This is a genomic window from Microcoleus sp. AT8-B5 (genome assembly GCF_036705565.1).
Lineage (GTDB): Bacteria > Cyanobacteriota > Cyanobacteriia > Cyanobacteriales > Microcoleaceae > Microcoleus.
Window position 1 is genome coordinate 17933 of sequence record NZ_JAUBUY010000018.1, and the last position, 26368, is coordinate 44300.

Annotated in this window: 8 protein-coding genes; all 8 read right to left on the reverse strand. The window is 47.5% G+C overall.

Features of this window, described 5'->3' with window-relative positions; translation table 11 throughout:
- Positions 1-14 precede the first annotated feature (14 nt).
- On the reverse strand, positions 15-4364 hold the full coding sequence (locus tag QUB39_RS14310; protein WP_333209384.1) for an amino acid adenylation domain-containing protein: 4350 nt from the start codon (positions 4362-4364) through the stop codon (positions 15-17).
- Between the two features lie 191 nt (positions 4365-4555).
- Positions 4556-10291, reverse strand: a complete 5736-nt coding sequence (locus QUB39_RS14315) for an amino acid adenylation domain-containing protein (RefSeq protein WP_333209382.1) — start codon at positions 10289-10291, stop codon at positions 4556-4558.
- 136 nt (positions 10292-10427) lie between these two features.
- Entirely contained in the window at positions 10428-13670 is a 3243-nt protein-coding gene (locus tag QUB39_RS14320; RefSeq protein ID WP_333209380.1) for an amino acid adenylation domain-containing protein, read from the reverse strand.
- A 22-nt stretch (positions 13671-13692) separates the two neighbouring features.
- The gene (locus QUB39_RS14325; RefSeq protein WP_333209378.1) at positions 13693-14742 is read right to left on the reverse strand and encodes a TauD/TfdA family dioxygenase; all 1050 of its coding nucleotides are present in this window, start codon (positions 14740-14742) and stop codon (positions 13693-13695) included.
- Positions 14743-14915: 173 nt separating this feature from the next.
- The gene (locus QUB39_RS14330; RefSeq protein ID WP_333209376.1) at positions 14916-16460 is read right to left on the reverse strand and encodes a condensation domain-containing protein; all 1545 of its coding nucleotides are present in this window, start codon (positions 16458-16460) and stop codon (positions 14916-14918) included.
- Positions 16447-18135: a pyridoxal-dependent aspartate 1-decarboxylase PanP gene (panP, locus tag QUB39_RS14335; protein WP_333209374.1), complete on the reverse strand. Its 1689-nt coding sequence runs from the start codon at positions 18133-18135 to the stop codon at positions 16447-16449. Before panP ends, QUB39_RS14330 begins: the two co-directional genes overlap by 14 nt.
- A 204-nt stretch (positions 18136-18339) precedes the next feature.
- Positions 18340-21612, reverse strand: a complete 3273-nt coding sequence (locus QUB39_RS14340) for an amino acid adenylation domain-containing protein (protein ID WP_333209372.1) — start codon at positions 21610-21612, stop codon at positions 18340-18342.
- A 1-nt stretch (position 21613) separates the two neighbouring features.
- The gene (locus tag QUB39_RS14345) at positions 21614-26353 is read right to left on the reverse strand and encodes an amino acid adenylation domain-containing protein (protein WP_333209370.1); all 4740 of its coding nucleotides are present in this window, start codon (positions 26351-26353) and stop codon (positions 21614-21616) included.
- Positions 26354-26368: the final 15 nt, after the last annotated feature.

Consider the following 26368-nt stretch of genomic DNA (forward strand, 5'->3'; position numbering starts at 1 on the left):
GCGCCTCTACATTTTTAGACCAGATGTTTGGGAGCCTCTATTAACTGGCGATCGACAAGATAGGAAAAATAAGTCCGAAACAAACTCGCATCCGCTTGCGGGCAGATAATGTCCGTTCCAGAAAGTCCCTTCAACGCATTCTGGCAATCAAATTGCAGCGTCGCAGATTTAGCCATGTCTGCATCAGAAACTTTTTCGGAAAAAAGACCGACAAGCGGGTACAAAGCATGAGCGGGAGAATTTCCAGCGCGATTGATTATTTCTGCTTGCCAAGTCTCAGACGAAACTCGTTTGATTGGATAACCCATTGAGCAAATCCAGCCAAGCAATTCGCTCATTTGAAAGGACTGAGTGTTGACTAAATGAAACGTCTTTCCGAGCAATTCTTTTTGGCTCGAAAGATGAACGATCGCTCCGCTCACATAGTCAACAGGCGCTACATTCATCAGCTTATCGTCATCGGGTGCACATCCAAGTTGCACGCAACCAGCGATTAACCTGTACAGTAAATCACTGGGATTGCAGGCCCCTGTTTGGCTGTCCCCAGAAATGCGACCTGGCCTGTAAATGGTAACAGGAATGCCGCGATCGCGCGCGACCTCTACTAACTTTTCTGCCACCCACTTAGTCTGAGTGTAAGCGCCTTTGAGACCCTCTCCCGGAGTGAGTTCGTCCTCCTCTCGCACGTGCTTAATCCCAGATTCTCCCTTTGCCGAAAAAACGGAAATAGTAGAAATTAAATGGACTGGTTTTAGCTTACTTTGACTCGCCAATCTCAGAACTTCCTGCGTCCCCAAAACGTTAGCCGGTTTGAGAACAGAGTAGGGATAAGTAAACTTGACAAACGCGCCATTGTGGTAAATGACATCAATTTTACTGGCTAAAACTCCGAACTGCTCCTCGGAAAGCCCCAAAAGTGATTGAGACAGATCTCCAGCAATTGGGATAATGCGATCGCTGCTGCTTTCATCCCAAATTAAATAGGATTCGAGGCTGCTTTGAATCCGCTTTTTAGCTGATTCTGCATCGGCAGAACGGACTAGGCAATAAATTTCTGCTTGAGTTTGTTGCAAGAGATCGCGGAGTAAAAAGGCTCCCAAAAAGCCCGTCGCCCCTGTTAAGAAAATGCAAGCTGGTTCAGTTTTTGGCTCGCTCAATGGAGTTGCAGGGCGAATTGCCGGATCTAAAACAACTTCAGCATTAATATCGAAACTTGCAGTGCGATCGCCCGCTGTGTTGCCCCCTTGCTGCATTTCGATTTTTTCAGCTAAACCAGCTACAGTAGGAGCTTCAAACAAAACGCGCAAAGGCAATTCCACCTGAAAACATTCTCGCACTTTGGCTAACAACTGAGTAATCAGTAATGAGTGTCCCCCCAAGTCAAAGAAATTGTCGTGAATTCCTACCTGTTTAAGGTTGAGAAGCTGGCTCCAAATTTCGGCAAGAATCTCCTCAGCGGGAGTGCGAGGGCCTACAAACGTATCTGTAAAATTGGCTGCTACGGACGGTGCAGGAAGCGCTTGACGGTCTATTTTGCCATTGGGAGTCAGTGGCAGCGCTTTCAGAACCACAAAAGCAGAAGGTATCATGTATTCGGGCAGTTGTTCTTTGAGGAATGAACGCAGGCTTTCAATTAGTTGTGAGTCCTGAATGCTGGGTTTTGAGTGAGAAACAATATAGGCGACTAAACGCTGATTTCCCGGTTCATTTTCTTGAAGTAAAACGGCTGCCTCGCGTACAGAGGGATGATGAGACAGCCCCGCCTCAATTTCTCCTAATTCAATGCGGAAACCTCGCAGCTTTACTTGGCGATCGACGCGATCGATAAATTCTATATTTCCGTCTGGCAAATAGCGAGCTAAGTCGCCAGTTTTGTAAAGTCGAGTTTCCGGTTCCTGATTCAATGACTTGCAAATAAATTTTTCTGCGGTGAGTTCTGGTTGGTTTAGATAGCCGCGAGCCAATCCCGCACCAGCAATATATAATTCACCGGCTACCCCTACAGGAACCGGCTGCAAGTGCGAATCGAGCAAATAAATCTGCGTGTTGGGTAGTGGGCGACCTAAAGGAACTGTCTGGGAAATGCGATCGCCTTGCATTTTTACCTGATAAGTCAGCACGCCTACAGTTGTTTCTGTCGGCCCGTAATGGTTGAAGATCGAGCAGTCTGGATTGTATTTCTGAATTGTTTCAATTAAATTCCACATCAAAGGCTCACCGCCGAGAATTAATCGCTTTTTCGGTAAGATTTGCGCGGGGTTAGAAGCGCTCAACAAAGCTTTTAAGTGAGAGGGAACAATTTTCAAACAATCGATAGAATGTTGCTGAAAATAAGCCGCAATTGCTTGAGGATCTGTTGCGCGTTCTTGAGAGATAATGTGCAGGCATCCACCCGAACACAAAGCGGGAAAAATAACAGTGTGTCCTAAGTCTGCTGCGAAGGTGGAAACGGTGGCATAATTTGCACCTGATGGCAGGTTTAATCTTTCTTGAATGCCGTGCAGGTAATTGAGCAGTTGGCGGTGTTCAATAGCGACTCCTTTGGGTGTGCCGGTGGAACCGGAGGTATAGATAATGTAAGCTAAATTTTCACCAGAAGCAGAGACGAAAGTAGTAGGAGAAAAAGAGAGAATGTCTGTATCTAAGCAGACGATCTGTGCCTGAGTTTCCGGCAAATTTGTGATTAGATGCTGTTGCGTTAACAGCACTGGAGTCTGAGCGTTTTGCAACATCAATGCTAGGCGCTCTTTGGGCATGGCTGAATCGAGCGGTAGGTAGGCGCCACCTGCTTTGAGGATGCCTAGAATTCCAGCGATAGCCTCTAAAGAGCGATCGACGCAAATGCCGACAATCACCTCTGGCTTGACACCTAATTGTTGCAAGTAATGGGCAATTTGGTTAGCGCGGGCGTTGAGTTCGCTGTAGGTAATTTGCTGATTTTCACAAACAGCAGCTATACTGTTGGGCGATCGCTCTGCTTGTTCTTCAAAAAGCTGGTGCACGCACTTATTGAGCTGGTAATCTGCTTTGGTGCTGTTGAATTCTAGTAATAATTGATTTCGGGCGCGATCGCTCAGCATTTCGAGCTTGCCGATTGCGGTTTGTGGGTTGCTGGCTACACTTTGCACTAAGGCGTAAAATTGCTCGGCCAAGCACCGGATACTGTTGTCTGCAAGGAAGATAGGATCGTAGTGAAACTCAGCGGCGAGCGAGTCATTTTGGCGGTGGCAAGAGAGTTTAACTTTGAAGCGATCGCAGCACGCATACTGCTTGTAAATCGAAAAAAATACGCCACTAGCCGAATGCTTTTTGAGGTGTTCCTCAAACTCGAAACCAAATGGAAAGCCGGAAGAGTTGCCTAGATATTCGTGGGAGAAATATTCTTGATACTTGTATGCCTCGCATTCTTCCTGCTGAATTTGGTGCAAGGTTTCCGCGAAGGAAAAGTTTTCTGTTAGTTGGCTCGACAGCGGTAAAAATTTGGCAAACAGCCCAAGCGCTGGCTCTAGTTCTTCGTATTTTCGACCGTCGAATGCCACGCCAACAGTGAGCTCTGATTGGCCAATCAGTCGCCAGAGCAAAATTTTCCAGCAAGCGAGCAAGAATGTAGAAAGTGAGGTGTTGTACTGGCGGGCGATATCTTCCACTTGAACCAGCAAAGCTGACTCTAATTTGACCTCAAAAGCTTGGGGAGTAAATTGAGATGGCGCGTTAATTAATCTATTTTCAAACGGCAACCTTAAACTCGCTAGCGCCGATAAATCTTGTCTAGTCCAGTATTCTTTGCCCTCCGCCGCTTCCTCATCTTCGAGCAATTCATTTTGCCATTCGGAAAATTGAATGTATTGCACAACTTCATCGGTAATTTCTTCGCCGTGAAGGCAGGCGGCATAGCACTGGCTGATTTCTTGAACCAGATTTTTTAGTGTGCGACTATCGGCGCACAGTGCGGGCAAACTAACCAGTAAAATGTGCCTTTCAGATGAAAGTGTAATTAAAGACAAGTGCCAAACAGGATTGCGATCGAATTTGAAGAAAGCGCTCTTTTCTTGCTGAAAAATCTCTTCTATTTTGGCTTCTTGCTCCTGGGGATTTACTTCACTCAAGTTAACCCAGTTCCACGAAACAGAGCTATGTTCGGAGATAACTTGTATAGGAATTTTTAGCCCTGCCTTTCCCTGAAAGCTTGTGCGGATAATTTCGTGGCGATCGCTAACTTTTTCTAAAGCTTTCTTGAGGTTATCAGTTTGAAGACTTCCCTCGATCGAAATAGCGGATTGAATGCGGTAAGCAGGGCTGTCTTGCTGCAAAAGCCACAGATATTTTTGCTGGGGTGAAAGGCGAAATCCATTAATTGTTTGCATTGTTCCTCTTTATCAAAGCACTACTTTATTCTCGTTACATTTGCCTGGAAGAGATGATATTATGCCCGATCGATTGACCATAATATCCCGGCCGGGCGGGTTTTTGAGATTGTCAATTATTGGCAGATATTGTTGGTGAACCCGCCCCTACAGGAATCAGGCTAATCGACCGGACATGATATGAGAGGGAATTAAATTCCTGATTCAGGAATCATTTCGCCCATCGCTACAACAATTTTTCGCGAACCGATAAATGGATTGCGACTGTGAGCGGCAAGCATATTATCTAGCATTAAGATGTCTCCTGCTTGCCAGGGAAAACTAACAGCAGCTTGCGCGTACACTGCCTGAATTTCTTCCATTACTGAGTCTTCAATAGGAGTGCCGTCACCGTAATAAACATTGCGGGGGAGGTTCTCTTCTCCAAAAACAGAGAGCAAGGAAGCGCGGGTTGCCGCATCTAAGCAGGAAATGTGGTGCAAGGGAAGTTGATTGAAAAATACCATTTCTTTGGTTTTTGGGTGCTTGGCAATTGCAGGGCGAATTTTGCGAGTTCTCAAATTATTTCCTGCTTTCCACTCAAATTCCATCCCAGCTTGTCGGCAGTATTCCTCAACCACAGATTTGTCTTCTGTTTGGAAAAAATCTTTCCAGCTTACATCCAGTCCGTCTGTGTAGTTACGGACGTACATAATTTGCTTTTGGGCAAATTTTTCTCTGAGTTTCGGGTCTAGCAACTGGTAAATTTTACGGCAGTCAACAATCGGCGTTTCTCCGCCTTGTTGCGCTGGCTGAACGCAGAAAAACCAGATTTTCATCGGCCAGCGGTGCAGGTGCGAACTCTCGCTGTGAAATAAGATAGCTTTATCTGCTGGGTAAGGAGTTGAACCGTAAACTTTTCCGCTAACTCCTTCGCGTGGCAAATCCCCGTACTCCCCAAATAATTCCGAACAAATTGAGAGTGCAAACTGCTCGAATGCGGAAACCACAGGGCCGGTGAACCCTCGAAAAAGAATCCCTCCATGCTGTAGCAATTTTGCTTCTATAAATTCGCGGTTATTTTTCGCCCAGTCTGCGAGATCGACATCGGCTACTGCGGGTTTTGCCACTAAAGGAAAGAGTTCGTCGGGGTGCAGGTACTCGGTTTTTATCAATTCGCCTTGCGGCAAAGCCACTGGCTTCGGCTTGACGCTTTTGAACTTACTAAAATTGCTTTTTTCACGCTTTAATTCTTGCATGGCTTGTTTCTGCTTCTGGGCTTCTGTGAGTATTTCTAAAGTGTTCAAACGACTGTCAGGCTGCGCCACAATGCTGCCGAGGAGGGTTTCAAAGCGATTTGACATTTGAGCGATCGTCTCTCTGTCAAATAGGTCGGAATTATACTTCCAACTGCCGACAATTCCTGTCTTTGTTTCCGACACAAATAGCGCCAAATCAAATTTAGCCGTGCCGCTATCAATTTCAACCGGGATTAAAGTTAAACCCGCCATTTCTAAATTCGGCATAGGCGCATTTTGCATGACGAATAAAACTTGAAAGAGCGGTGTTTGACTCAGGGTGCGATCGGGACGCAGTTCTTCTACCAGTTTGTCGAAGGGCAAATCTTGGTGAGTGTAAGCTTTTAATGTCACTTCGCGCACGCGATCGAGCAGTTGGCGAAATGTAGGATTGCCGCGCATATCGGTTCGCAAGACGAGGATATTGACAAAGAAACCAATTAAAGCTTCTGTCTCAACTTGTGTGCGGTTTGCTAGGTCAGTACCGACGACAATATCTTCTTGATTTGTGTAGCGATAAAGCAGCGTTTGGAGTGCTGCCAACAATGTCATAAATAAGGTGACATTTTGTTGCCGACTGAGTGCGTTTAGCGCTTCTGAAACTTGCCAATCAAGCTGAAATTCTTGAATCTCAGCTCGATCGCTAGAAACAGCAGAACGCGGTTGTTTTGCTGGCAATTGCAGCGGGGGCAAATTTTGACCCAACTGCTGCTTCCAGTCAGCGAGTTTTGCTTCCAAAACTTCGCCTTGCAGCCAGTTTATTTGCCAAACAGCATAGTCTGCGTACTGTACAGAAAGTTCGGGTAGGGGAGAAGGTTTGCCACTGCAGAAAGCTTCATAAAGCGCCGCCACTTCCCGCACCAGTACCCCCATCGACCAGCCATCGGCTACGATGTGGTGTACTGTCACTAACAGCAGGTATTCTGTCTCGTCAAGATGTAACAATGTGACGCGCAGTAACGGCCATTTTGTGAGGTCAAAAGGCTGTCGCGCTTCTTCAGCGGCGAGTCGCATTGCCTCGGCTTCTCGTTCAGCTTGCGATAACTCTCTTAAGTTTACGATCGGCAATGTGAATTTAAAAGATGAAATAATAACCTGAGCGGGTCGTCCTTCCACCGAATTAAAAGTTGTCCGCAATGCTTCGTGTCGCTTGATAATCTCCTGAAAAGTTTGCTCTAGAACCGCTACATTGAGCGCCCCCTTCAAGCGCACGGCTGCTGGGATATTATAGGCAGGATTTCCCGGCTGCAATTGGTCGAGAAACCACAGTCGTTGTTGTGCAAAAGAAAGGGGTAATTCTTCCTGCCTTGACGCAGGCTTGATGGGGGGTGCTTTCAGTTTTTGATCGGCGCGATATTGCAAGAGGCTTTCGGTGACTGTTGCGACGGTAGGCGATTCAAAAAGAGAGCGCAAGGGTACTTCAATTTGAAAAGCTTCTCGCAGGCGAGAAATCGCCTGAGTAGCCAGCAATGAATGACCTCCCAATTCAAAGAAGTTATCGTGAATTCCCACTCGCTCTAAACCGAGAACTTCCGCCCAAATTTCTGCTATTAATTGCTCGTCGGGAGTTCGAGGCTCGGTAAAATTGCTCTCTAATTCGGCTGTGTTTGTGTCAGGTGCTCTTAGCGATCGCCGATCGATCTTTCCGTTAGGCGTTAAAGGCATTGCTTCCAGCAGCACAAACGCTGACGGCATCATGTACTGCGGCAGTTTTTGTTTCAGGTAAGAGCGCAAATCATTAATAAGTTCTGAGTCTTGAGTTTTGAGTGCTGAGTTAGCAACGATATAAGCTACTAAACGCTGGTCGCCCGGATTGTCTTCTCGAACCAGTGCGATCGCTTCTCGCACGGCTGGGTATTGGCTGAGTACCGCTTCAATTTCGCCTAATTCGATGCGAAATCCGCGAACTTTCACCTGGTTGTCGCTGCGCCCCATAAATTCAATGTTTCCATCTGGGAGATAGCGAGCCAAGTCCCCGGTTTTATAGAGGCGTTCTGAAAGAATAAACGATGAAGAATTAAGGATGAATGAAGCATGAGTTGGGTCTTCTGCAAAGGGGTTAGGAATAAACTTCTCTGCGGTCAGTTCCGGTCGGTTTAGGTAGCCTCTAGATAAGCCGGCACCGCCGATGTGCAGTTCGCCAAAAACGCCAACGGGAACCGGCATTAAATAGCGGTCTAATATGAAAATTTGAGTGTTAGCGATCGGGCGACCGATGGAAACTGATTCATCTTTGCGATCGACCTGATAGAGAGTTGACCAGATCGTGGTTTCTGTAGGGCCGTATAAATTCCACACAGAAGCGCCGCGCAAAAGCAACTGATTGGCGAGATGTCGGGGTAAAGCTTCTCCCCCGCACAGTATTTTTAATTGATTGTTTCCCTGCCATCCTGCTGCTAAAAGCATTTTCCAACTGGCTGGAGTAGCTTGCATAATGCTTGCGCCAGAATTTGTTAATGTTTCTAAAAGCTTTTCGCCGTTAGATGCCACTTCTCGGCTGGCTACAACAACGCGAGAACCTGTTGTAATAGGCAGGAACAGTTCCAGCGCTGCAATGTCAAAAGATAAGGATGTTACTGCTAGCCAAACATCGCCGTCTGCGATCGCGAGTTGTTGGCGCATAGAACTCAAGAAGTTAACGGCAGAGGCGTGGGAAATTTGCACTCCTTTGGGTTTACCTGTTGAGCCTGAAGTATAGATGACATAGGCTAAATTGGAGGAATTTTGTAAACCCACGAGTGGCTCGTCGCCGCTCGATATGCCTTCCAAATCTGCGTCCAGAAACACGAGGGAGGCGCTATTTTTGGGCAGGGTTTCTAATAGCTTTTTCTGAGTGAGTAACACTGAAATTTTCGCGTCTTCCAGCATGAATCCCAGGCGCTCTGGTGGATACGCTGGATCGAGGGGAACGTAAGCGCCACCAGCCTTGAGAATGCCGAGAAGCCCTACCATCATTTCTAGGGAGCGATCGACATAAATTCCCACCAAAACTTCTGGTTTGACACCGATTTTTTGCAAGTAACTGGCGAGGTTATTTGCTTTTTCGTTCAGTTCCCGGTAAGTCAGATGTTCATTTTCAAAGACGACTGCGATCGCATCCGGCGTCCGCTCTGTCTGCGCTTCAAATAGTTCATGTATGCACTTATCTTGCGGAAAATTCGATTGAGTATTGTTCCACTCGAACAGCAGTTGCTGCTGTTCAGGTTTCGTCAAGATTGGCAAATGTGAAATGCGCTGTTCGGGATTGGCAGCTATACTTTCTAGTAAGGTTAGAAAATGTCCGGCTATCCGTCGTGCAGTGCTAGCATCAAACAAATCTTGGCTATACTCAAGCGTTGCATTAATACCCTCTAATCCTTCCTCCAAGTCAAGCGCTAAATCAAATCTCGCCGTTTTCCGTTCTATTTCCAAACTGCTCAACGTCAATCCTGGCAATTTTATCTGCGGCGTCCGAACATTTCGCAGAGAAAACAACACCTGAAATAGGGGATTATGACTTAAATCTCGTTCGTGGTGTATAATTTCTACCAGTTTCTCGAAGGGCAAATCCTGGTGGTTATATGCGCCGAGAGCTACTTCTCGCAGGCGACCCAGTAACTCTTTAAAAGTCGGGTTGCTCGACAGATTGGTGCGGAAAACTAAGGTGTTAGCAAATAAGCCAATTACTTCCTCGATTTCGCGTCTATTACGGTTAGCAATGGGGGAGCCGACTAAAATATCTTCTTGCCCGGTGTAGCGATAGATCAATGTTTTAAACGCTGCCAGTAGCGTCATAAATAAAGTCGCTTTTTCCCGCTGGCTTAATTGGGCGATTTCCTCTGCTATTGCCTTGGGAATGGTGAATTTATGCACCGCACCTCGGAAGGTTTGTACTGCCGATCGCGGGCGATCGGTTGGCAAATTTAGTACCGGGAGATTCCCTCCGAGCTGTTTTTTCCAGTAAGCAAGCTGCGTCTCTAAAACTTCTCCCTGCAACCACTGGCGCTGCCAACTTGCAAAGTCTGCGTACTGTACCGACAGTTCGGGAAGGGGAGAAGGTTTGCCAGTGCAAAAGGCTTGATAAAACGTGGCGAGTTCCTGGATGAATATTCCCATTGACCAGGCATCGAAAATGATGTGGTGCGTACTCAATAGCAGCACCCAGTTGGAATCGCTCAAGTGCAGCAATTTGGCACGCAATAAGGGTGCTTGTGAGAGATCGAAAGCAAGCTTTGCTTCTGCGGCGATTAACCGTTCAACTTCGCGCGATCGTTCAGTTTCAGGAAGCGATCGCAAATCTATTTCTAAAATTTTCAATTCCAGATTGGAAGCGATCGCCTGAACGGGTTGCCCGTTTATTGTCTGAAAAGCCGTTCGCAAAACTTCATGACGCTTGACAAGTTCATTGAGACTGCGATCGAGAGATGTCGCGTCAAGTGTTCCCGTCAAACGCACGGCGGCGGGGATGTGATAGGTAAAGTTGCCGGGATTTAGTTGCTCAAAAAACCACAATCGCTGTTGAGCAAACGACAGAGGAAAAGTGTTAGACTCTCGACTTTGAGGCAGAATTTTTTCTAGCGAAACGCTTTCTTTTTTCTGGTTGAGTCGCTGCAACAGCAACTCGCGCTTTTGGGGAGAAAGAGCCGCGATGCGTTCGATTAAATCACTCATTTTCTGACAAGCGAATTTCAAAGGTGGTACAATGCCCCGGATTTATGCGTGGAATCAATCCCAAATCTCAAATCTCAAATCCTCAAGCCCCCGCATTTATCTCGCGCAAGTCAATCTAAAATCTAAAATCTAAAATCTAAAATCGATTGACTCCTTGTTGGGCGAGAATTTCCTGTATTTCGGTTTCTGACAGTTGATCGAGGTCTGCTAAAACTTGAGCTAGCATTTCACTGTCGCTTTGTTCGACTTGCTTTTGCGCGATCGCTACTGCAAAATCGGCGACAGTGGCCGACTCAAATAAACGGTGCAAAGGCAACTCGACCTGAAATGCTTGGCGCACTCTGGAAATTACTTGAGTTGCTAATAAGGAATGCCCTCCTAATTCAAAAAAGTTGTCGTAAATGCCGACTTTTTCAATTTTGAGAACTTCAGCCCAGATAGCGGCTAAAACTTCCTCGATATTTGTGCGAGGCGCGACAAAGTTTCCTATCAACTCCGGTCGCATTTCATCAGGTGCGGGCAGCGCTCGTCGGTCTACTTTTCCATTAGAAGTTAAAGGAAAACTTTTGAGTATCACAAAAGCAGAAGGCACCATGTACTCCGGCAATTTTGACGTTAAAAAATTGCGAATTTCCTTGTGGGTAGGTGCTTGTTTCTGATTAGAAACAAAATAAGCCACGAGACGCTTTTCACCAGGCGCATCTTCCCGCGCCACCACTACAGCCTGCGCGATATCTGGATGTTGCCCCAGCACCGCCTCAATTTCTCCCAATTCAATGCGGAAACCGCGAATTTTTACCTGATTGTCAATTCGCCCAATAAATTCGATGTTTCCGTCTGGCAAATAGCGAGCCAAGTCGCCGGTTTTGTACAGTCGCGTCTTTGCTTGCGTGTCAAATGGATTGGGAATAAATTTTTCTGCGGTTAATTCAGGGCGGTTAAGATATCCGCGCGCCAAATTATCACCGCCGATGTACAGTTCACCAGGTACGCCGATCGGCACCGGCTGCAAGTAAGAATCCAAGATATAAATCTGAGTGTTGGCAATCGGAAGACCGAGTGGAACTGTGTCAAAATCGCACCCAATTTTATCAAATTCGACTTGATAAGTCAGGACACCTACAGTTGTTTCTGTTGGCCCGTAGTGATTGAATAGTGAGCAACTGGGAGCCAGATTGCGAAGAGTTTTAATTAAGCTCCAATTGGCAGATTCACCTCCTAAAATAAGCCGTTTACCAGGCAAAATTGACTTGGGTTGAGAGGAATTTAAAAGGGCGGCTAGGTGAGAGGGAACTATTTTGAGGCAGTCGATGGGATTGCGGCAGAAATATTCACCCAGTGCCTCTGGATCGGTGGCGCGTTCTTGGGAGATAATATGCAGGCAACCGCCGAAACAAAGGGCGGGGAAAATGGCTGTGTTTCCTAAGTCGGCGGCGAAGGTGGAAACGGTAGCAAAACTGGCATCGGCTGGTAGGTTTAATTTTTCTTGAATGCTGTGCAGGTAATTCAGCAGTTGCCGGTGTTCGATCGCGACTCCTTTGGGGATGCCAGTGGAACCGGAAGTATAGATGACGTAAGCTAAATTTTCTGTAGAAACACGGGGCGTGTAAGATGCAGAAACAGTGGGAATGTCTGTATCGATGCAAACAATATTTGCCTGAGTTTTCGGCAAGCTTTCGATGAGCCGCTGTTGTACGAGCAAAACCTTCACCTGAGCGTCTTCTAGCATTAGCGCTTTACGCTCTATTGGGGTCGTTGGATCGATCGGTAAATAGGCGCCACCGGCTTTGAGTACGCCCAGCATTCCTACGATTGTTTCTAAGGAGCGATCGAGGCAAATGCCAACAACGACCTCTGGTTCAACTCCCAAGTTTTGCAGGTGATGGGCGAGTTGATTGGCGCGATCGTTGAGTTCTCGGTAGGTGATTTTTTCACTTTCAAAGACGACGGCAATGCTGTCTGGGTTGCGTTCTGCTTGTTCTTCAAAAAGCTGATGAACGCATTTATTTTTCGGGTAATCTTTTTGAGTTTGGTTAAAGTCAATGAGAAGTTGCAGCCGATCGCGATCGCTGAGTATGTCTAGCTGACTGATAGCGACTTCTGGATTTTTGACTGTGCTTTCTAAAAGCGCCTGAAAGTGTTCTGACAAGCGCTTTATATCTGCCGCAGCAAATAAAGCGGAATCATAGTGAAATTCAGCGCTTAGGGAATTGCACAGGCGAAGGCAGGAGAGCTTGATTTTGAATGGTTGTAGGCAGGCATCTTGCCGAATAAGGGAAAATGAAACGTCTGAGTTATCATCGTTGTTAGGCTCTGCTTGGAAGTCAAAGCAGACGGGCCAAAAGCTGCTGGTTTTTTCGTTTTCTAAGATTTCTTCCCTGCTAAAATATTCTTGCCAGTTGTACATCTCGTTGAGATTAAGCTCAACTTGCTGCCTCACTTGTGAGAAATTTAACTCGTCTTGCACTGGGCATCGTAGGGGTAAGTATTTGCACAGCAGCCCCAGAGAGTGTTCTAATTCTTCATATTTTCTGCCGTCAATCGCTACGCCGATTATCGGGTTTTGCTCTCTGGTAAGCCGCCAAATGAGAATTTGCCAGCAAGTCAGCAGGAAGGCAGAAATATCGCTTTTGTGCTTTGGGGCGATCGCTTCTAGGCTGTTCAACAAATCACCGCGAATTTCCACCCTTTCTACTTGTGGCTTAAATTCCGCTTCTCCATTCTTCTTTTCCCAAGGAAGTGTTAATAAATCCCAAGATTCAAGGTTCAGCTTTCGCCAGTATTCTTGGCCGATTGCCGTTTCTTCTGATTCGAGTAACTCATTTTGCCACTCAGCAATATCGGCATATTGCATTGACTCATCAGAGAACTCTTCCCCGCACGCGCAGGCTGAGTAGGAAAGACTGAGTTCGCGGGTGAAATTTTTCAGGGTGACGCTATCTGCAATTAAGGCAGAGAAGTTCACCAGCAATAGCTGCTTGTTTTGCGCCAGAGTGACTAAAGAGAGATGCCAAAGTGGGCCGCGCTCAAAATCAAAAGGAAGCAGGTTTAGTTGCTGAAAAAGCGCTGCGATTTTAGCTTCTTGTTCTTCGGGAGACAAACCGCTGAGATTGTGTTCCGAGATAGGAACTTCACCAGTGCTGGCGATCGCTTGCAGGGGTAGTGTCATCCCAGGCAAGCAGTGAAAGCTAGTCCGCAGGATTTCGTGCCGATTTACGACATTTTGCAGCGCCTTTTTAAGAATCTTTTTGTCGAGATTTCCGGTAATTAAAATTGCACCTCGAACGCGATAGATTTGTTTAGGATTATTTTGCTGTAACCCCCACAGATGCCGTTGCTGTGGAGAGAGTCTAAACCCTTCGATTGTTTCGTTTTGCATTTCTAAAGTTCCTTTAATAAGCCTAAATATCTTGACAGCTAAACGGTTCTGCCATACCGACAACAACCCGACGCGAACCAGAGAATGGCGTGCGTCCGTGCGCGGCTAGCATATTATCTAGCAGCAAGACATCTCCTTCTTCCCAAGGGAAAACAATCGTTTCTTGCTGATAGCAGCGACGAATTTCGTCTAATATAAAATCTTCAATGGGCGAGCCATCGCCGTAATAAGCATTGCGGGGTAAATCTTCCTCTTTAAAAGAAGTTAAAAGCTCTTTGCGAACGGCGGGTTCGAGATTGGAAATGTGGAAGAGGTGAGCTTGATTAAACCACACCATTTCCTGCGTGTGTGGGTGTTCAGCGACAGCTTGACATATTTGCCGAGTTCTCAAGCCATCGCAACTTTTCCATTCTAACTCAATTCCGGCTTTTTTGCAATACTCTTCTACCTCAATTTGGCTATCAGTATTGAAGACATTTTGCCAGGGTAAATCTACGCCACCGCCGTAATTTCGCACATACATAACCTTTTTTTTGGCAAACTTTTCTCTAATATTTGAATCCAGGCTTTCAAACACTTTGCGGCTGTTAGCGATCGGAGTTTCTCCTCCCTGTTCGGCTTTCTTGACGCAGAAAAAAGCGATTTTCAGCGGCCAATTTCGAGAATAAGCCATTTCATTGTGCAGGGGGATGAATTGCTCGGCAGGATACTCGGTGGAAGTGTAAATATTTCCGCTCACCTGGCTACGCGGAGTCGAGCGAAAAGAATATTCCAACAAGTCGCCAGCAAGAGTTTGAATAAACTGCTCGAAACCATTCACCCCGCCGACTTCAAAGCCTCGAAAAAGTATTCCTCCATGCTGCCATAACTGCGTTTCAATTAATGAGCAATTGTTCGCAGCCCAACCCGCGAGATTTAATTTTTCTACTGTTGGCTGAACCACTAGAGGTAGAAAGTTTTCGGGCTGGAGGTAGGCGGTTTTGACTAATTCCTCTGAGGATAGGCTGACGGCTTTGCGCCTAACCGATCCTAACTTTTGGGAATTGAGATTCTTTGTTTCTGTATTTGTCATAATTTTTGCTTTGGTGAAAAATTTATCTCTTTTTCCCGAAAAAACCTGAGAGATTGATATCAAATCCGTTAGCATCGGAACTATTCATCTCTCTGTTCTCTTCCTCTGCGTTCTCTGCGTACTCTGCGGTTTAATCATTCTAATGCAACCGGAATTGATATGAGCCATCCTTTTCAACTCTTCATAACTTTGCGTTTAGCCATTTTTAATTTTTGAATTCCCGAAAGATGAATTTGTTTTTGCTGCTCGATTTGGTGCTGCCTTTCTGCTTCGGCAAGAATTTCTGCCAACTCGTCGATTCTGATATCTGGCTGAATGACTACCTGGTTGAGGAGGATTTGAAAACCTCTCACCATTCGGGCAATAGTCGCAGCCTCAAATAAGTCTGTTTTGTACTCAAATAAGCCTTGAATTCCTTCTGAATCCTCCCAGAGAGTGAGGCTTAAGTCGTGTCTCGACATACCGACATCGGATTCCAGAATGCTCAAGGTCAAACCAGCTAACTCCAAGGGTGGCATGGGTGCATTCTGGAGTACAAACCACACTTGAAACAGCGGGTTATAGCTGAGATTTCGCTCCGGCTGCAATTCCTCCACGAGCTTTTCAAAAGGAACATCCGGGTGAGCGTAAGCTGCTAACGCTACCTCGCGTGTTCGACCGAGTAGTTCGCGGAAAGTTGGATTACCTGCGGTGTCAATTCGTAGCACTAAAGTATTGACAAAAAATCCAATCAGCTCCTCTAATTCCAGGCGGTTGCGATTGGCAATGGGAGAGCCAATAGCAATGTTATCTTGCTTTATTTGGCAGGATAGCAAGGATTGAAATGCTGCTAACAACGTCATAAATAGGGTGACATCTTGTTGCTGGGCGAGCGTTTTCAGTCTTTCAGTTAAAGAAGCAGAAATCACAAAAGATTGCTGCGATCCTCGGAAAGTTTGCACGGGAGAGCGCTGCTTATCTGTTGACAGCACAGCTAAATCGCCTCCCAATTGCTGTTTCCAATAAGCGAGCTGTTTTTCTAATTTCTCTCCCTGGAAATGCTGCCGCTGCCAACTGGCGAAGTCGGCATACTGCACGGAAAGTTCAGGCAGCCCAGAGGGTTTGTCAGTGGAAAAAGCTTCATAAAGTGCGGCCACTTCTCGCACCAATACCCCCATAGACCAACCATCAGAAATAATGTGGTGTATCGTCAGCAGCAACACATATTCTGCCGAACTAAGTTGCAGCAAAGTGCCTCGCAGTAAGGGCGATCGCGTTAAGTCAAAGGGGCGTTGGGCTTCTTCTAAAGTACGCTGCTCAATTTCAGCTTGCTGCTCAGTTTCTGGTAAATGTCGCAAGTTTACTACCGACAAAGCGAAATCCAAGGAAGGAGAAATCAGTTGAACAGGTTCCCCGTCCATTTCTGCAAAAGCAGTTCGTAAAACTTCGTGACGCCTGACAATTTCATTGAGTGTTTGTTGCAGTGCCGACAAATTCAATTGCCCTTGCAACCGCACAGCAGCCGGAAGGTTGTAGGCAGGGTTTTCGGGAGACAATCGATCGAGAAACCACAGCCGTTGCTGGGCAAAAGAAAGGGGAGCAGAATTTGGCTGCGATCGCCTGGGAATACATTTAGATTGCTCAGCCTGTACTGCCTCTTTGCCCAATGCTTTGACGAGGAGCGCTCGCTTCTGGGGCGAGAGGTTTTTTAGTCGTTCTGAACGATTAGTAGACATCATAATTCACTTCCTCGCAGTGGTCGCTGTTTGTGATAGTTAAGGAAAGTTTTGCTGCTATTTTTAGCTGGTCATTTAAAACAAAATTGATATCTGCTTCAGTAGTAAGGGGGTTGGCAAGGACGACTCGAAAAGCAACAATGGGAATGGTTTTGCCATAACAGGTGTTTTGTAAGGTTGTTCGCGAGACGAAGGTGTGACCGGCTTGCCGCTGGGCCTCCTGAAGGCGCTCGTTAAATTCATTAATGAAGTGGTTGTCTGCTTCGGTTAGTTGTTTTTTGGCTGCTTTTTCCCTGAAGGTTTCTGGAATGTAGCGGTATAAAAGAATATTAATTTCTGGTTCTAGCAGCAATTCAAAGGCTGGATTTTCCCGAAGTAAATTGGCTAAGTGCTGCGTTTTATGGATGCCTCCATCTATCAAAAACTCATAGCCTTGATGGCCGATGATATTCAAGGCGGCTTGCAAGAACAAACTCGCACCCGATCGAGAGCCTTCGAGAGAGCGCTTGCCTAGATCGATCGAGTCTTTTCGCACCGTGTAGGGTGCGTTTTTTTCAATAACTTTGGCGGTTTGGGGATTGCGGAATAAAACCATGCCGATTCCCATTGGCAAATACATTTGTTTGTGTCCATCTATGGTGACGGAATCTGCTAGTTGAATGCCTGCTAATTTGTGCCGGTGACGTTGGGAAAAAAGCACGGGGCCGCCCCACGCGGCATCGACGTGAAAGTGAGCGTTTGCGGATTGGGCGATCGCGGCTATTTCTGGTAGCGGATCGATACTTCCCGAATCGGTGCTGCCGGCGATACCGATAATTGCCAGAATGTGCAGGTTGCGATCGCGACATTCGGCTACAGTTTGGCGCAGCGCTGCCAAATCCATGCGGTGATTGGAATCGGTGGGGATTTTTAGGAGATTGCGATCGCCAATGCCTAATAAACCGGCAGCTTTTTCAAAAGAATAGTGCATCAAACTCGATCCGATTATCACCATTCCCTTGTAGCCGTAAAATTCTAAAGCTGCGTACAAGCCTTCTTTTTCAATGCCACCAAAGTCATTTTTTGGCCCTAAAGAAGCGTTGCGAGCGCACCACAGGGCGGTGATATTAGCTAGGGTGCCGCCCGTTACCATGATACCCAGCGTGCTCTCATTTTTTTGAATGTGCTGGTTATAAAAATCCTCAGAAAAATCGTAAATTAATCGGTGCATCATTGCCAAAGTCTGGCGCTCGCAGGGGCTTAAAACTTTGGCCGTTTCCATCTTGACTAAATTTTGATTCATCGCGGTTACAAGCTTCGCGATCGGGCGCACAAAATAGGGAAGTGCACTCGTCATGTGACCGATATATCGCGGGGAAGATGTGTGGATGGAATGAGCAACGAGGGTTTGGGTCAAATCATCGATATAATTCCCAACATCTGTAGGAAGGGCGGGAATTTTGTTTTCCCTAAACTGCTGAATAATTAACTCTAAGTCAATATCTGTACTAGCGGTTTTTGCGTACAAAAAGTCTTGAACTAGGGCAGAAATTCGCTCCTCCATTGCTTCTTCTGCCAAAAATGACTTTTCTGAGGCACTGAATAGCTCCATTAACTTTTCTTCAATTGGGATAACAGAGGCTTTTAATTGCTGCATTACCTCTTGAGACTTTGTGGCTTTTACTGTTAGTTTACTCATGCGAATTTATCCTGTTATATCAAATTCGTTAACATCGGAATTATTCATCTCTCTCTTCCCTTTCTCTGTATCCTCTGTGTCCTCTGCGGTTTAATCATTCCGATACAACCGGAATGGATATTAAATGGGATTTTTAAATCTCCAATTACCCACCGAACCCTTAAGGAGCAAAGGGCTTTTTGTGTTTTTTGACCCACCCGATATTTACTCAGCCACCATCACAGTTTGTGCTGACTCTTCATCCACTTTTTCTAAGAGATCGAGCAATTCATCTATCTGGTTAGCATCGGCGTTTGCCAGAATTTCTTCCTCGATTAGTTCAGCTAAATTCTGAATGGTGGGAGCAGCAAAAAAATCGCACAGTGCTAACTCTACCCCAAAGCACGATCGCACTCGCGATATTAACTGTGTTGCCATCAGAGAGTGACCGCCGAGGTCAAAAAAGTTTTGGTTAATTCCTACTTTTTCTATCCCTAAAATAGCAGTCCAAATCTCAGCAATTTCTTTCTCTGTGGGCGTTTTTGGCTCAGTGAATGCTGTTTCATCAGAAACGTAATCGCACCTTTGAGATAAGGCGAGACGGTCAATTTTTCCGTTGGGCGTTAGTGGCAGCGCATCTAATAGCATAAAAGCTGAAGGCACCATGTAATCGGGCAGTTTTTGCTTCAAGAATGAACGCAGTTCGGAAATAAGTTCTGGGTGCTGATTTCTGAACCCTGAGTTAGGAACTAGGTAAGCGACTAGGCGTTGACTGCCCGGTGCATTTTCCTGAAGCAAAACAGCAGCGGTGGACACAGAATAATGTTGAGAAAGTGCTGCCTCTATTTCTCCGAGTTCGATGCGGAAACCGCGAATTTTTACTTGGGAATCGCCCCGACCCAGAAATTCTATATTACCATCCGGCAGGTAACAACCGATATCGCCTGTTTTGAACAAAAGTTTTTGATGATAATTACCGACAAAATCTAATTTTTCTTGCCCAAACGGGTTAGAAATGAATTTTTCCGAGGTTAAGTCGGGGCGGTTTAAGTAGCCTTTTGCCAATCCATCGCCCCCGACGTAAATCTCGCCGGGAACTCCTATCGGAACGGGTTGCAAATTGCGATCGAGCAGATAAATTTGCGTGTTGGCGATCGGGCGACCAATTGGCACTTTTTCGACACAGTGAGTTGCATCGTACCACGTCACGTCCGCAGCTACTTCAGAAGAGCCATAAAGATTGATTAATACCCGCTGGGGCATCTGCTCTCGAAATTGCTGGCAAAGTTCGATCGGCAGAGTTTCTCCGCTGCAAATCCAATACTTTAATTGAGGCAAACGCCTGTCTAAATCAGGGAAAGCATCTAAGATAGCGCGCAACAAAGAAGGAACCAGTACCAGTCGGGTTACTTTTTGCTTTGATAAGGTTTGAAGGAATTGGTTAATATCTTTGACGGAGCGATCGCGAATAATGACAGTGGGCAACCCATGCAGCAAAGGAGCAAAGATTTCCCAAACCGAATCGACAAAATTTAAGGACGTTTTTTGACAGCAAATATCAGATTCGATAAAAGGGTAGGGGTTCCAAAAACAGCGATTGACTGTGCCTCGGTGGGTGCCGAGTACGCCTTTGGGAGTGCCTGTCGAGCCGGAAGTGTAGAGGACGTAAGCGAGGTTTTCAGCTTCCACTTTAACAGCGGGGTTGCGATCGATCTCGCGGCAAATTTCCTGCCATTCGGCGTCGATACAGACGACTTTAGCGCTGTGTTCGGGGAGGGTTTCTAGGAGGTTTTTTTGAGTCAAAAGCACCGGAACTTTTGCGTCGGCCAGCATGAACGATCGGCGTTCTTGGGGATAAGCAGGATCGAGAGGAACGTAAGCGGCACCGACTTTTAAAATGCCCAAAATGGCCACCAGCATCGACAGCGATCGCTCTAAGCAAATTCCCACCAAAACTTCGGGTTTTACGCCTAGAGATTGCAGGTAATGCGCGATTTGATTGGCTTTGGCATTCAATTCGCGGTAAGTCAATTGTTCATTTTCGCAAATTGCAGCCACTGCATCTGGGGTTCGCTCTGTTTGCGCGGCAAATAATTCGTGAATTGAGGAATTTCTGGGATAATCCGCTTGGGTGTCGTTCCACGGGACAAGTAATTGCTGGCGTTCGGCGGCGCTCAATAGGGACAATTCTGACAGTTTCCGCTCAGGATTGGCAGTCATTTCCTCCAGTAAAGTGTGCAGGTGTCCGAGCATTCGCGCGATAGCAGCGTCTTCAAAGAGGCTGCTACTGTAACCAATTTTTAGCGTCAATTGGGCACCGGGCATTGCCATCACGGTTAGAGGATAATTCGTTGTTTCCCAGGAGCGAATATTCTCTACTTTTAAGTTTTGAATCTTCTCCTGCAAAGAAGCATCCGAAGGATAATTTTCAAAAACGACAAAACTCTCAAATAGAGGTAAACTCCGAGGAACTTCGCTCCACCCCTGCACCTCAACGAGGGGGCTGTACTCATATTGTCGCGCCTCAACTTGTTGCGCTTGGAGTTCTTTCAAGCAGGATAAAATAGAATCCTGTGGGTCAATTTTTACGCGCACTGGCAGAGGATTTACGAACAGCCCCACTACCGATTCAGCACCCATTAACTCTGGCGGTCGCCCGGAGACAACCGTACCAAAAACCACATCTTCCTCGCCGCTGTATCGGCTCAAAAGTAGCGCCCAAGCTGCCTGTACGAGGGTATTTAATGTTAGCTGATGCTGTCGCGCGGCAGATTGCAGTGCGGCGGTGGCTGTTGCAGAAAATATCACCTGCTGTTCGCCACTACTTTCTAAACGGTTTCCCGCGACAATATTGCCCCGGCCGATCGCAGTTGGAGCTGCAAAACCTTTGAGAGTTTGCCGCCAAAATGACTCCGCCGCAGATAAATCTTGCTGGTGCAGCCACGCGATGTAATCCCGATAAGGGCGAGGGCGTTTGAGGTGCAATTCCTCGCCCTGGGAGAAGGCTTGATAAAATGCAAAAACTTCCTCAAGCACGATCGCCAGCGACCACCCATCTAAAACCAAGTGGTGGTGGCTCAAAATAAACTGAAAACTATCTGTTTCTAACTGCGCCAGTGTAATGCGAATCAAGGGAGCTGATTTCAAGTCAAAGCCCTGCTCGCGATCGGCTTTTAGGAACATTTCTAGCTGCTGTTGTTGTTCGGAGGCCGAGAGCGATCGCCAGTCCATCTGCTGCCAAGATAATCCAGCCTGCTTACGCACCGCTTGTACGGGTTCTTTCAAATTTTCCCACACGAAACAAGTCCGCAAAATGGGATGCCTGTCTACAACTTTTTGCCAACTATTTCTAAACGCAGAAACATTGAGTTCGCCGCGCAAGACGCACAGCAGTTGCCCGAAATATACGCCCGATTCTGGCTGGTAAAGGGAATGAAAGAGAATGCCCTGCTGCGCTGGGGAGAGGGGATAAAAATCTTCGATATTGCCTTTGCTCATATTAAAGCTCTGCCAAAATTGCGGTAATGTTGTCTAAATCGTCCTGGCTCCACTGGCTCCACTTAAACTCTGCAAAGTCAGAAGGAGTGCAGCCGCCTGCGTCGGGGGACTGACAGTATTGAATTAGCGATCGCAGTGATTCTATAAAGCCGGTTGCTAAATTTTCAATGCTTTCTCGTCGGTGAATGCTTTCGCTGTACGTCCAATCTAATTGCAGCTTGTTGCTGGCAACAAATCCGTTAATTTCCAGCAGGTAACGCCGATTTCCGCGCGGGCTGCGAAGGGGGCCAACAGGCTCGGATGACAGCATAAATAATGAAGATTTCGGCAGCACTTGGTCAAACTGTCCGAGATAGTTAAAGCTTACCTCAGCTTGCGGCAATTTGTGCAAATTCTTTACATTTTCTGGGTTTAAATATTCTAGGACACCGCAACCAACGCCGCGATTAGGCACGGCGCGTAATTGCTCTTTCACTGATTTAATTGCTGCTCCTAGATCGGCAGGTTTTTTTAAATTCAACAGGACGGGAAAAACAGATGTGAACCAGCCGATTGTGCGCGACAAATCTACTCCCTCAAATATATCTTCGCGCCCGTGACCTTCTAAGTCAAGTAAAAGTGAGTTATTGCCAGTCCAGCGTTCAAATGCTTGACCTAAAGCAGTTAGCAATACATCATTAATTTGAGTGCGGTAAGCGGCAGGTACTTCTTGTAAGAGCAGTTTTGTTTCTTCAACACTCAAAGCAACGGATACTGTCTTTTCAGATGCAACTAAATTAGCTGCGGTTGGGAAATCCACCGGCAAGCGAGAAGTTGGTTGGTGAGAAAGGGCGAACCAGTAATCGAACTCTGCCTGCAATTCGGGCGATCGCGCCCACTCATGCAAGCGTTCTGCCCACTGCTTAAAGGAGGTTGTTTTGGGCGGTAGCGCCACTGTTTCGTCGCGGCTAATCTGCCCGTAAGCCGTCTGGAAATCCTCAATTAAAATTCGCCACGAAACCCCATCAACCGCTAAGTGATGAATGGCCAATAACAAGCAATTTGGCTGATGTTTGCCGAAGTCAAATAGGGCAGCGCGAAGTAATGGCCCCTCTGACAAATTCAAACTGGCTTGCAACTGAGTGGCGGCGGTTTGGAAAGCGGCTTCTCGTTCTTCTGGAGGTAGCGACGACAAATCAATGCAGGTAAAGGTCGCAACCTCGTCGGGATGGGCGAGTTCCTGCTGCCAGCCAGATTCTCCTCGCACAAAACGCAGGCGCAGCGCGTCGTGGTGCTTCAGCAATTCTTGCAAAACTGACTCAATTAATGCAGGTTCGAGAGGTTGTCGCAACTCGAAAAGCACCGCCTGATTCCAGTGGTGTGGATCGGAGAGATTTTGCTCAAAAAACCAGTGCTGAATTGGTGTCAGAGGAACGTCGCCAATGATTAATCCCTGTTCCGATTGTTGGGTTCCAGTTGTATCGGCGACGGCTGCTAACTGTGCAATGGTTTGGTGTTGAAACAGTTGTTTTGGAGTGAGTCGCAACCCCGCTCGATTGGCTTGAGAAATTACTTGAATGCTGAGGATAGAATCGCCGCCCAATTCAAAGAAATTGTCGTCAATTCCTACTTGTTCTAACCCCAATACTTGCGCCCAAATTTCTGCCAGGATTTTCTCAATAGCTGTGCTTGGCGTGGCGAATGCCTCTTCGAGTTCTGGCCGATCGCGATCCGGTGCAGGTAGTGCTTGGCGATCGACTTTGCCGTTGTTTGTTAAAGGCAGCGATTCCAGCAGGACGAAGGCAGACGGCACCATATACTCTGGCAAGCGTTCTTGCAAGAACTGACGCAGCTCGCTAGAAGATAACTGTAGGGGCGGTGCCCCCGTGCCCGCCCCTAGGCGGGCGTCGGGGACGAGGTAAGCGACGAGACGCTTGCGAGCGTTTGCCTCGAACCACACCAAAACCGCACTTTCGAGCACTGCCGGATGCTGGGAGAGTGCCGCCTCAATCTCTGCCAGCTCAATGCGGAACCCGCGAATTTTCACCTGATTGTCAATGCGACTGACATATTCGATGTTGCCATCAGGTCGATAACGAGTTAAGTCTCCAGTTTTGTAGAGGCGCGAACCAGGTTCATTGCTAAAGGGGCTGGGGATAAATTTTTCTGCCGTCAGCTCGGGACGGTTGAGGTATCCCCGTGCCAAACCAGCGCCGCCGACGTGCAACTCGCCCGGAATGCCAGTGGGTACAGGCTGCCCGTTACAATCTAGGATGTAGGTTTGGACATTGCCAATAGGGCGCCCGATCGGCAACTCCCTCAATGTGGCGTCGGCTGCCGATAATTCGCATATCGTTGCCACCACAGTGGCTTCTGTAGGGCCGTAAGTATTCACCAGACGTACTTGTTGCCCTACACGCTCAATCCAAGTTTTCAATCGTTCGGGGAGCGCTTTTTCTCCGCCAATGATTGTCAAGCGTAATGACGGGGCAAGTACCAAGGTTTCTTGGCTCAATAAGGCTGTCAGTTCGTGCCAGTAGGCTGTCGGCAAACTCAGAACAGTTAACTTCCAAGTCCTGCACTTTTCCCAAAATACACCCGCTGAATCCAGCATGGAATCAGTACGCAATACGAGTGTTGCGCCCGAAGTCAGGCAGGGGTACATTTCTTCGGCACTGGCATCGAAACTAATAGAGGCAAACTGCAAAACGCGATCGCGCTTTTCTATTCCATATTCAGCGATCGCAGCCGTCGTGTAATTGACTAGCGATCGATGTTCGATTAAAACGCCTTTGGGTTTTCCTGTAGAGCCTGACGTGTAGATAACGTAGGCCAGGTTTTCTGGCTTTACGCCGCTGCGAGGGTTTTCTGAGCTGTAAAAAGCAATTTCTTCCCAGCCCGAGTCCAAGCAGACAACACGCGCCGAGTGTGGGGGAAGTTTTTCGAGCAGCTTTTCTTGCGCCAGCAGCACCTGCACTGAAGAGTCTTCTAGCATGAAAGCCAAGCGCTCTTTAGGATAGTTTGGATCGAGTGGGACGTAAGCACCGCCCGCTTTGAGGACGCCCAACAAGCCGATTACCATCAAGGGCGATCGCTCGACGCAAATTCCCACCAGCACTTCTGGCTCCACTCCCAGAGAGCGCAGGTGGCGCGCCAACTGGTTTGCTCTGGCGTTCAGTTCCCTATAGCTGAGTTCTTCTCCTTCAAACACCACTGCCACAGCGTCAGGCGATCGCGAGACAGCCTCCTCAAATAACTGATGGATGCACTTATCCTGGGGATACTGGGCAAAAGTATTATTCCACTCCAGCAATTGCTGCTTTTCGACAGCAGTCAGCAGGGGCAAGCTCCAGAGGCGCTGCTCTGGATTAGGGACGATACCTTCCAACAAGGTTTGCAGGTGTCCGAGCATCCGGGTAATGGTGGCGCGATCGAACAAATCCGTGCTGTATTCCACTGAGGCTTGCAGCCTTTCCCCCAATTCTTCTAAATCCAAGCTCAAATCAAACTGCGTCGTATTCGTTTCGACATCGAGCAGACTTAAAGTCAATCCGGGCAGATCCAAGGGCGGCATGGGGTTATTTTGCAACTGGAACATAACCTGAAATACCGGGTTATAACTCAGACTGCGATCGGGTTGCAGTTCCTCAACCAGTTTCTCAAAGGGCAAGTCTTGGTGCGCGTAGGCTCCCAAAGTCACCTCGCGCACGCGTTGAAGCAATTCTCGAAAAGTAGGATCGCCGGAAACGTCAGTTCGCAACACCAGCGTATTGACGAATACGCCAATGAGCCCTTCAATTTCCGCGCGGTTGCGGTTGGCGATCGGCGAGCCGACTAGCAAGTCTGTCCGCCCTGTATAGCGGTAAAGCAGCGCTTTAAAGGCCGCCAGCAGCGTCATAAACAGGGTAACGTCCTCCCCCTGGCTGAGGTTTTTGAGGGCGGCTGTCAGCTCCTGAGACAGCAATAGCGACTGGGTTGCGCCGTTTGATGTCTGAATTGGAGGTCGGGGTCGATCGGCAGGCAGTTCCAGCAACGGAGGCGCTCCCTCCAACTGTTGCTTCCAGTACGCAAGCTGAGTTTGCAGCACTTCGCCCCAGAGCCAGTTGCGCTGCCAGATCGCAAAGTCGGCATACTGCACGGGAAGCTCTGGAAGCTGGGGTTGGTTTCCGGCGGATAAGGCTTCGTAAATTGCCGCCAGTTCCCGCGCCAGCACTCCGATCGACCAGCCATCTGAAACGATGTGGTGCATCGTCAGCAGCAGGACGTATTCTTCTTCGCTAAGCTGTAGCAAAGAGGTTCCCAGCAAGGGGCCTCGTTCTAAGTCAAAGGGCTGTTGCGCTTCCTTTGCAGATAGCTGCTTTACGGCTGCCTCTCGATCGCTCTGGGGCACTTCTCGCAGGTCTATTACTGGCAGCAGCAGGCGAGAAACAGGGGGAGCAATAACTTGAACGGGCTGTCCCTGAACCTCAGTAAAGGTCGATCGCAAAGCTTCGTGCCGGTTGACGATTTCGTTGAAAGTTTGCTCCAACACAGCCACATTTAATTTGCCTTTGAGCCGGATAGCGCCTGGGAGATTGTAGAAAGATTTTCCAGCCTCGAATTGGTCGAAAAACCACAGCCGTTGCTGGGCGAAAGACAAGGGGATCGAGTCGCCTTCTTTCCTTCTAGGAATTCTGCGATCGCTTGAGGATTCTACCCCCTTTTCTCGCAGCATCACTTCCAGCAATGCGCGTTTTTTTGCAGATAGTTTCAAATAGCTCATTGGGCTTTTGTTTGT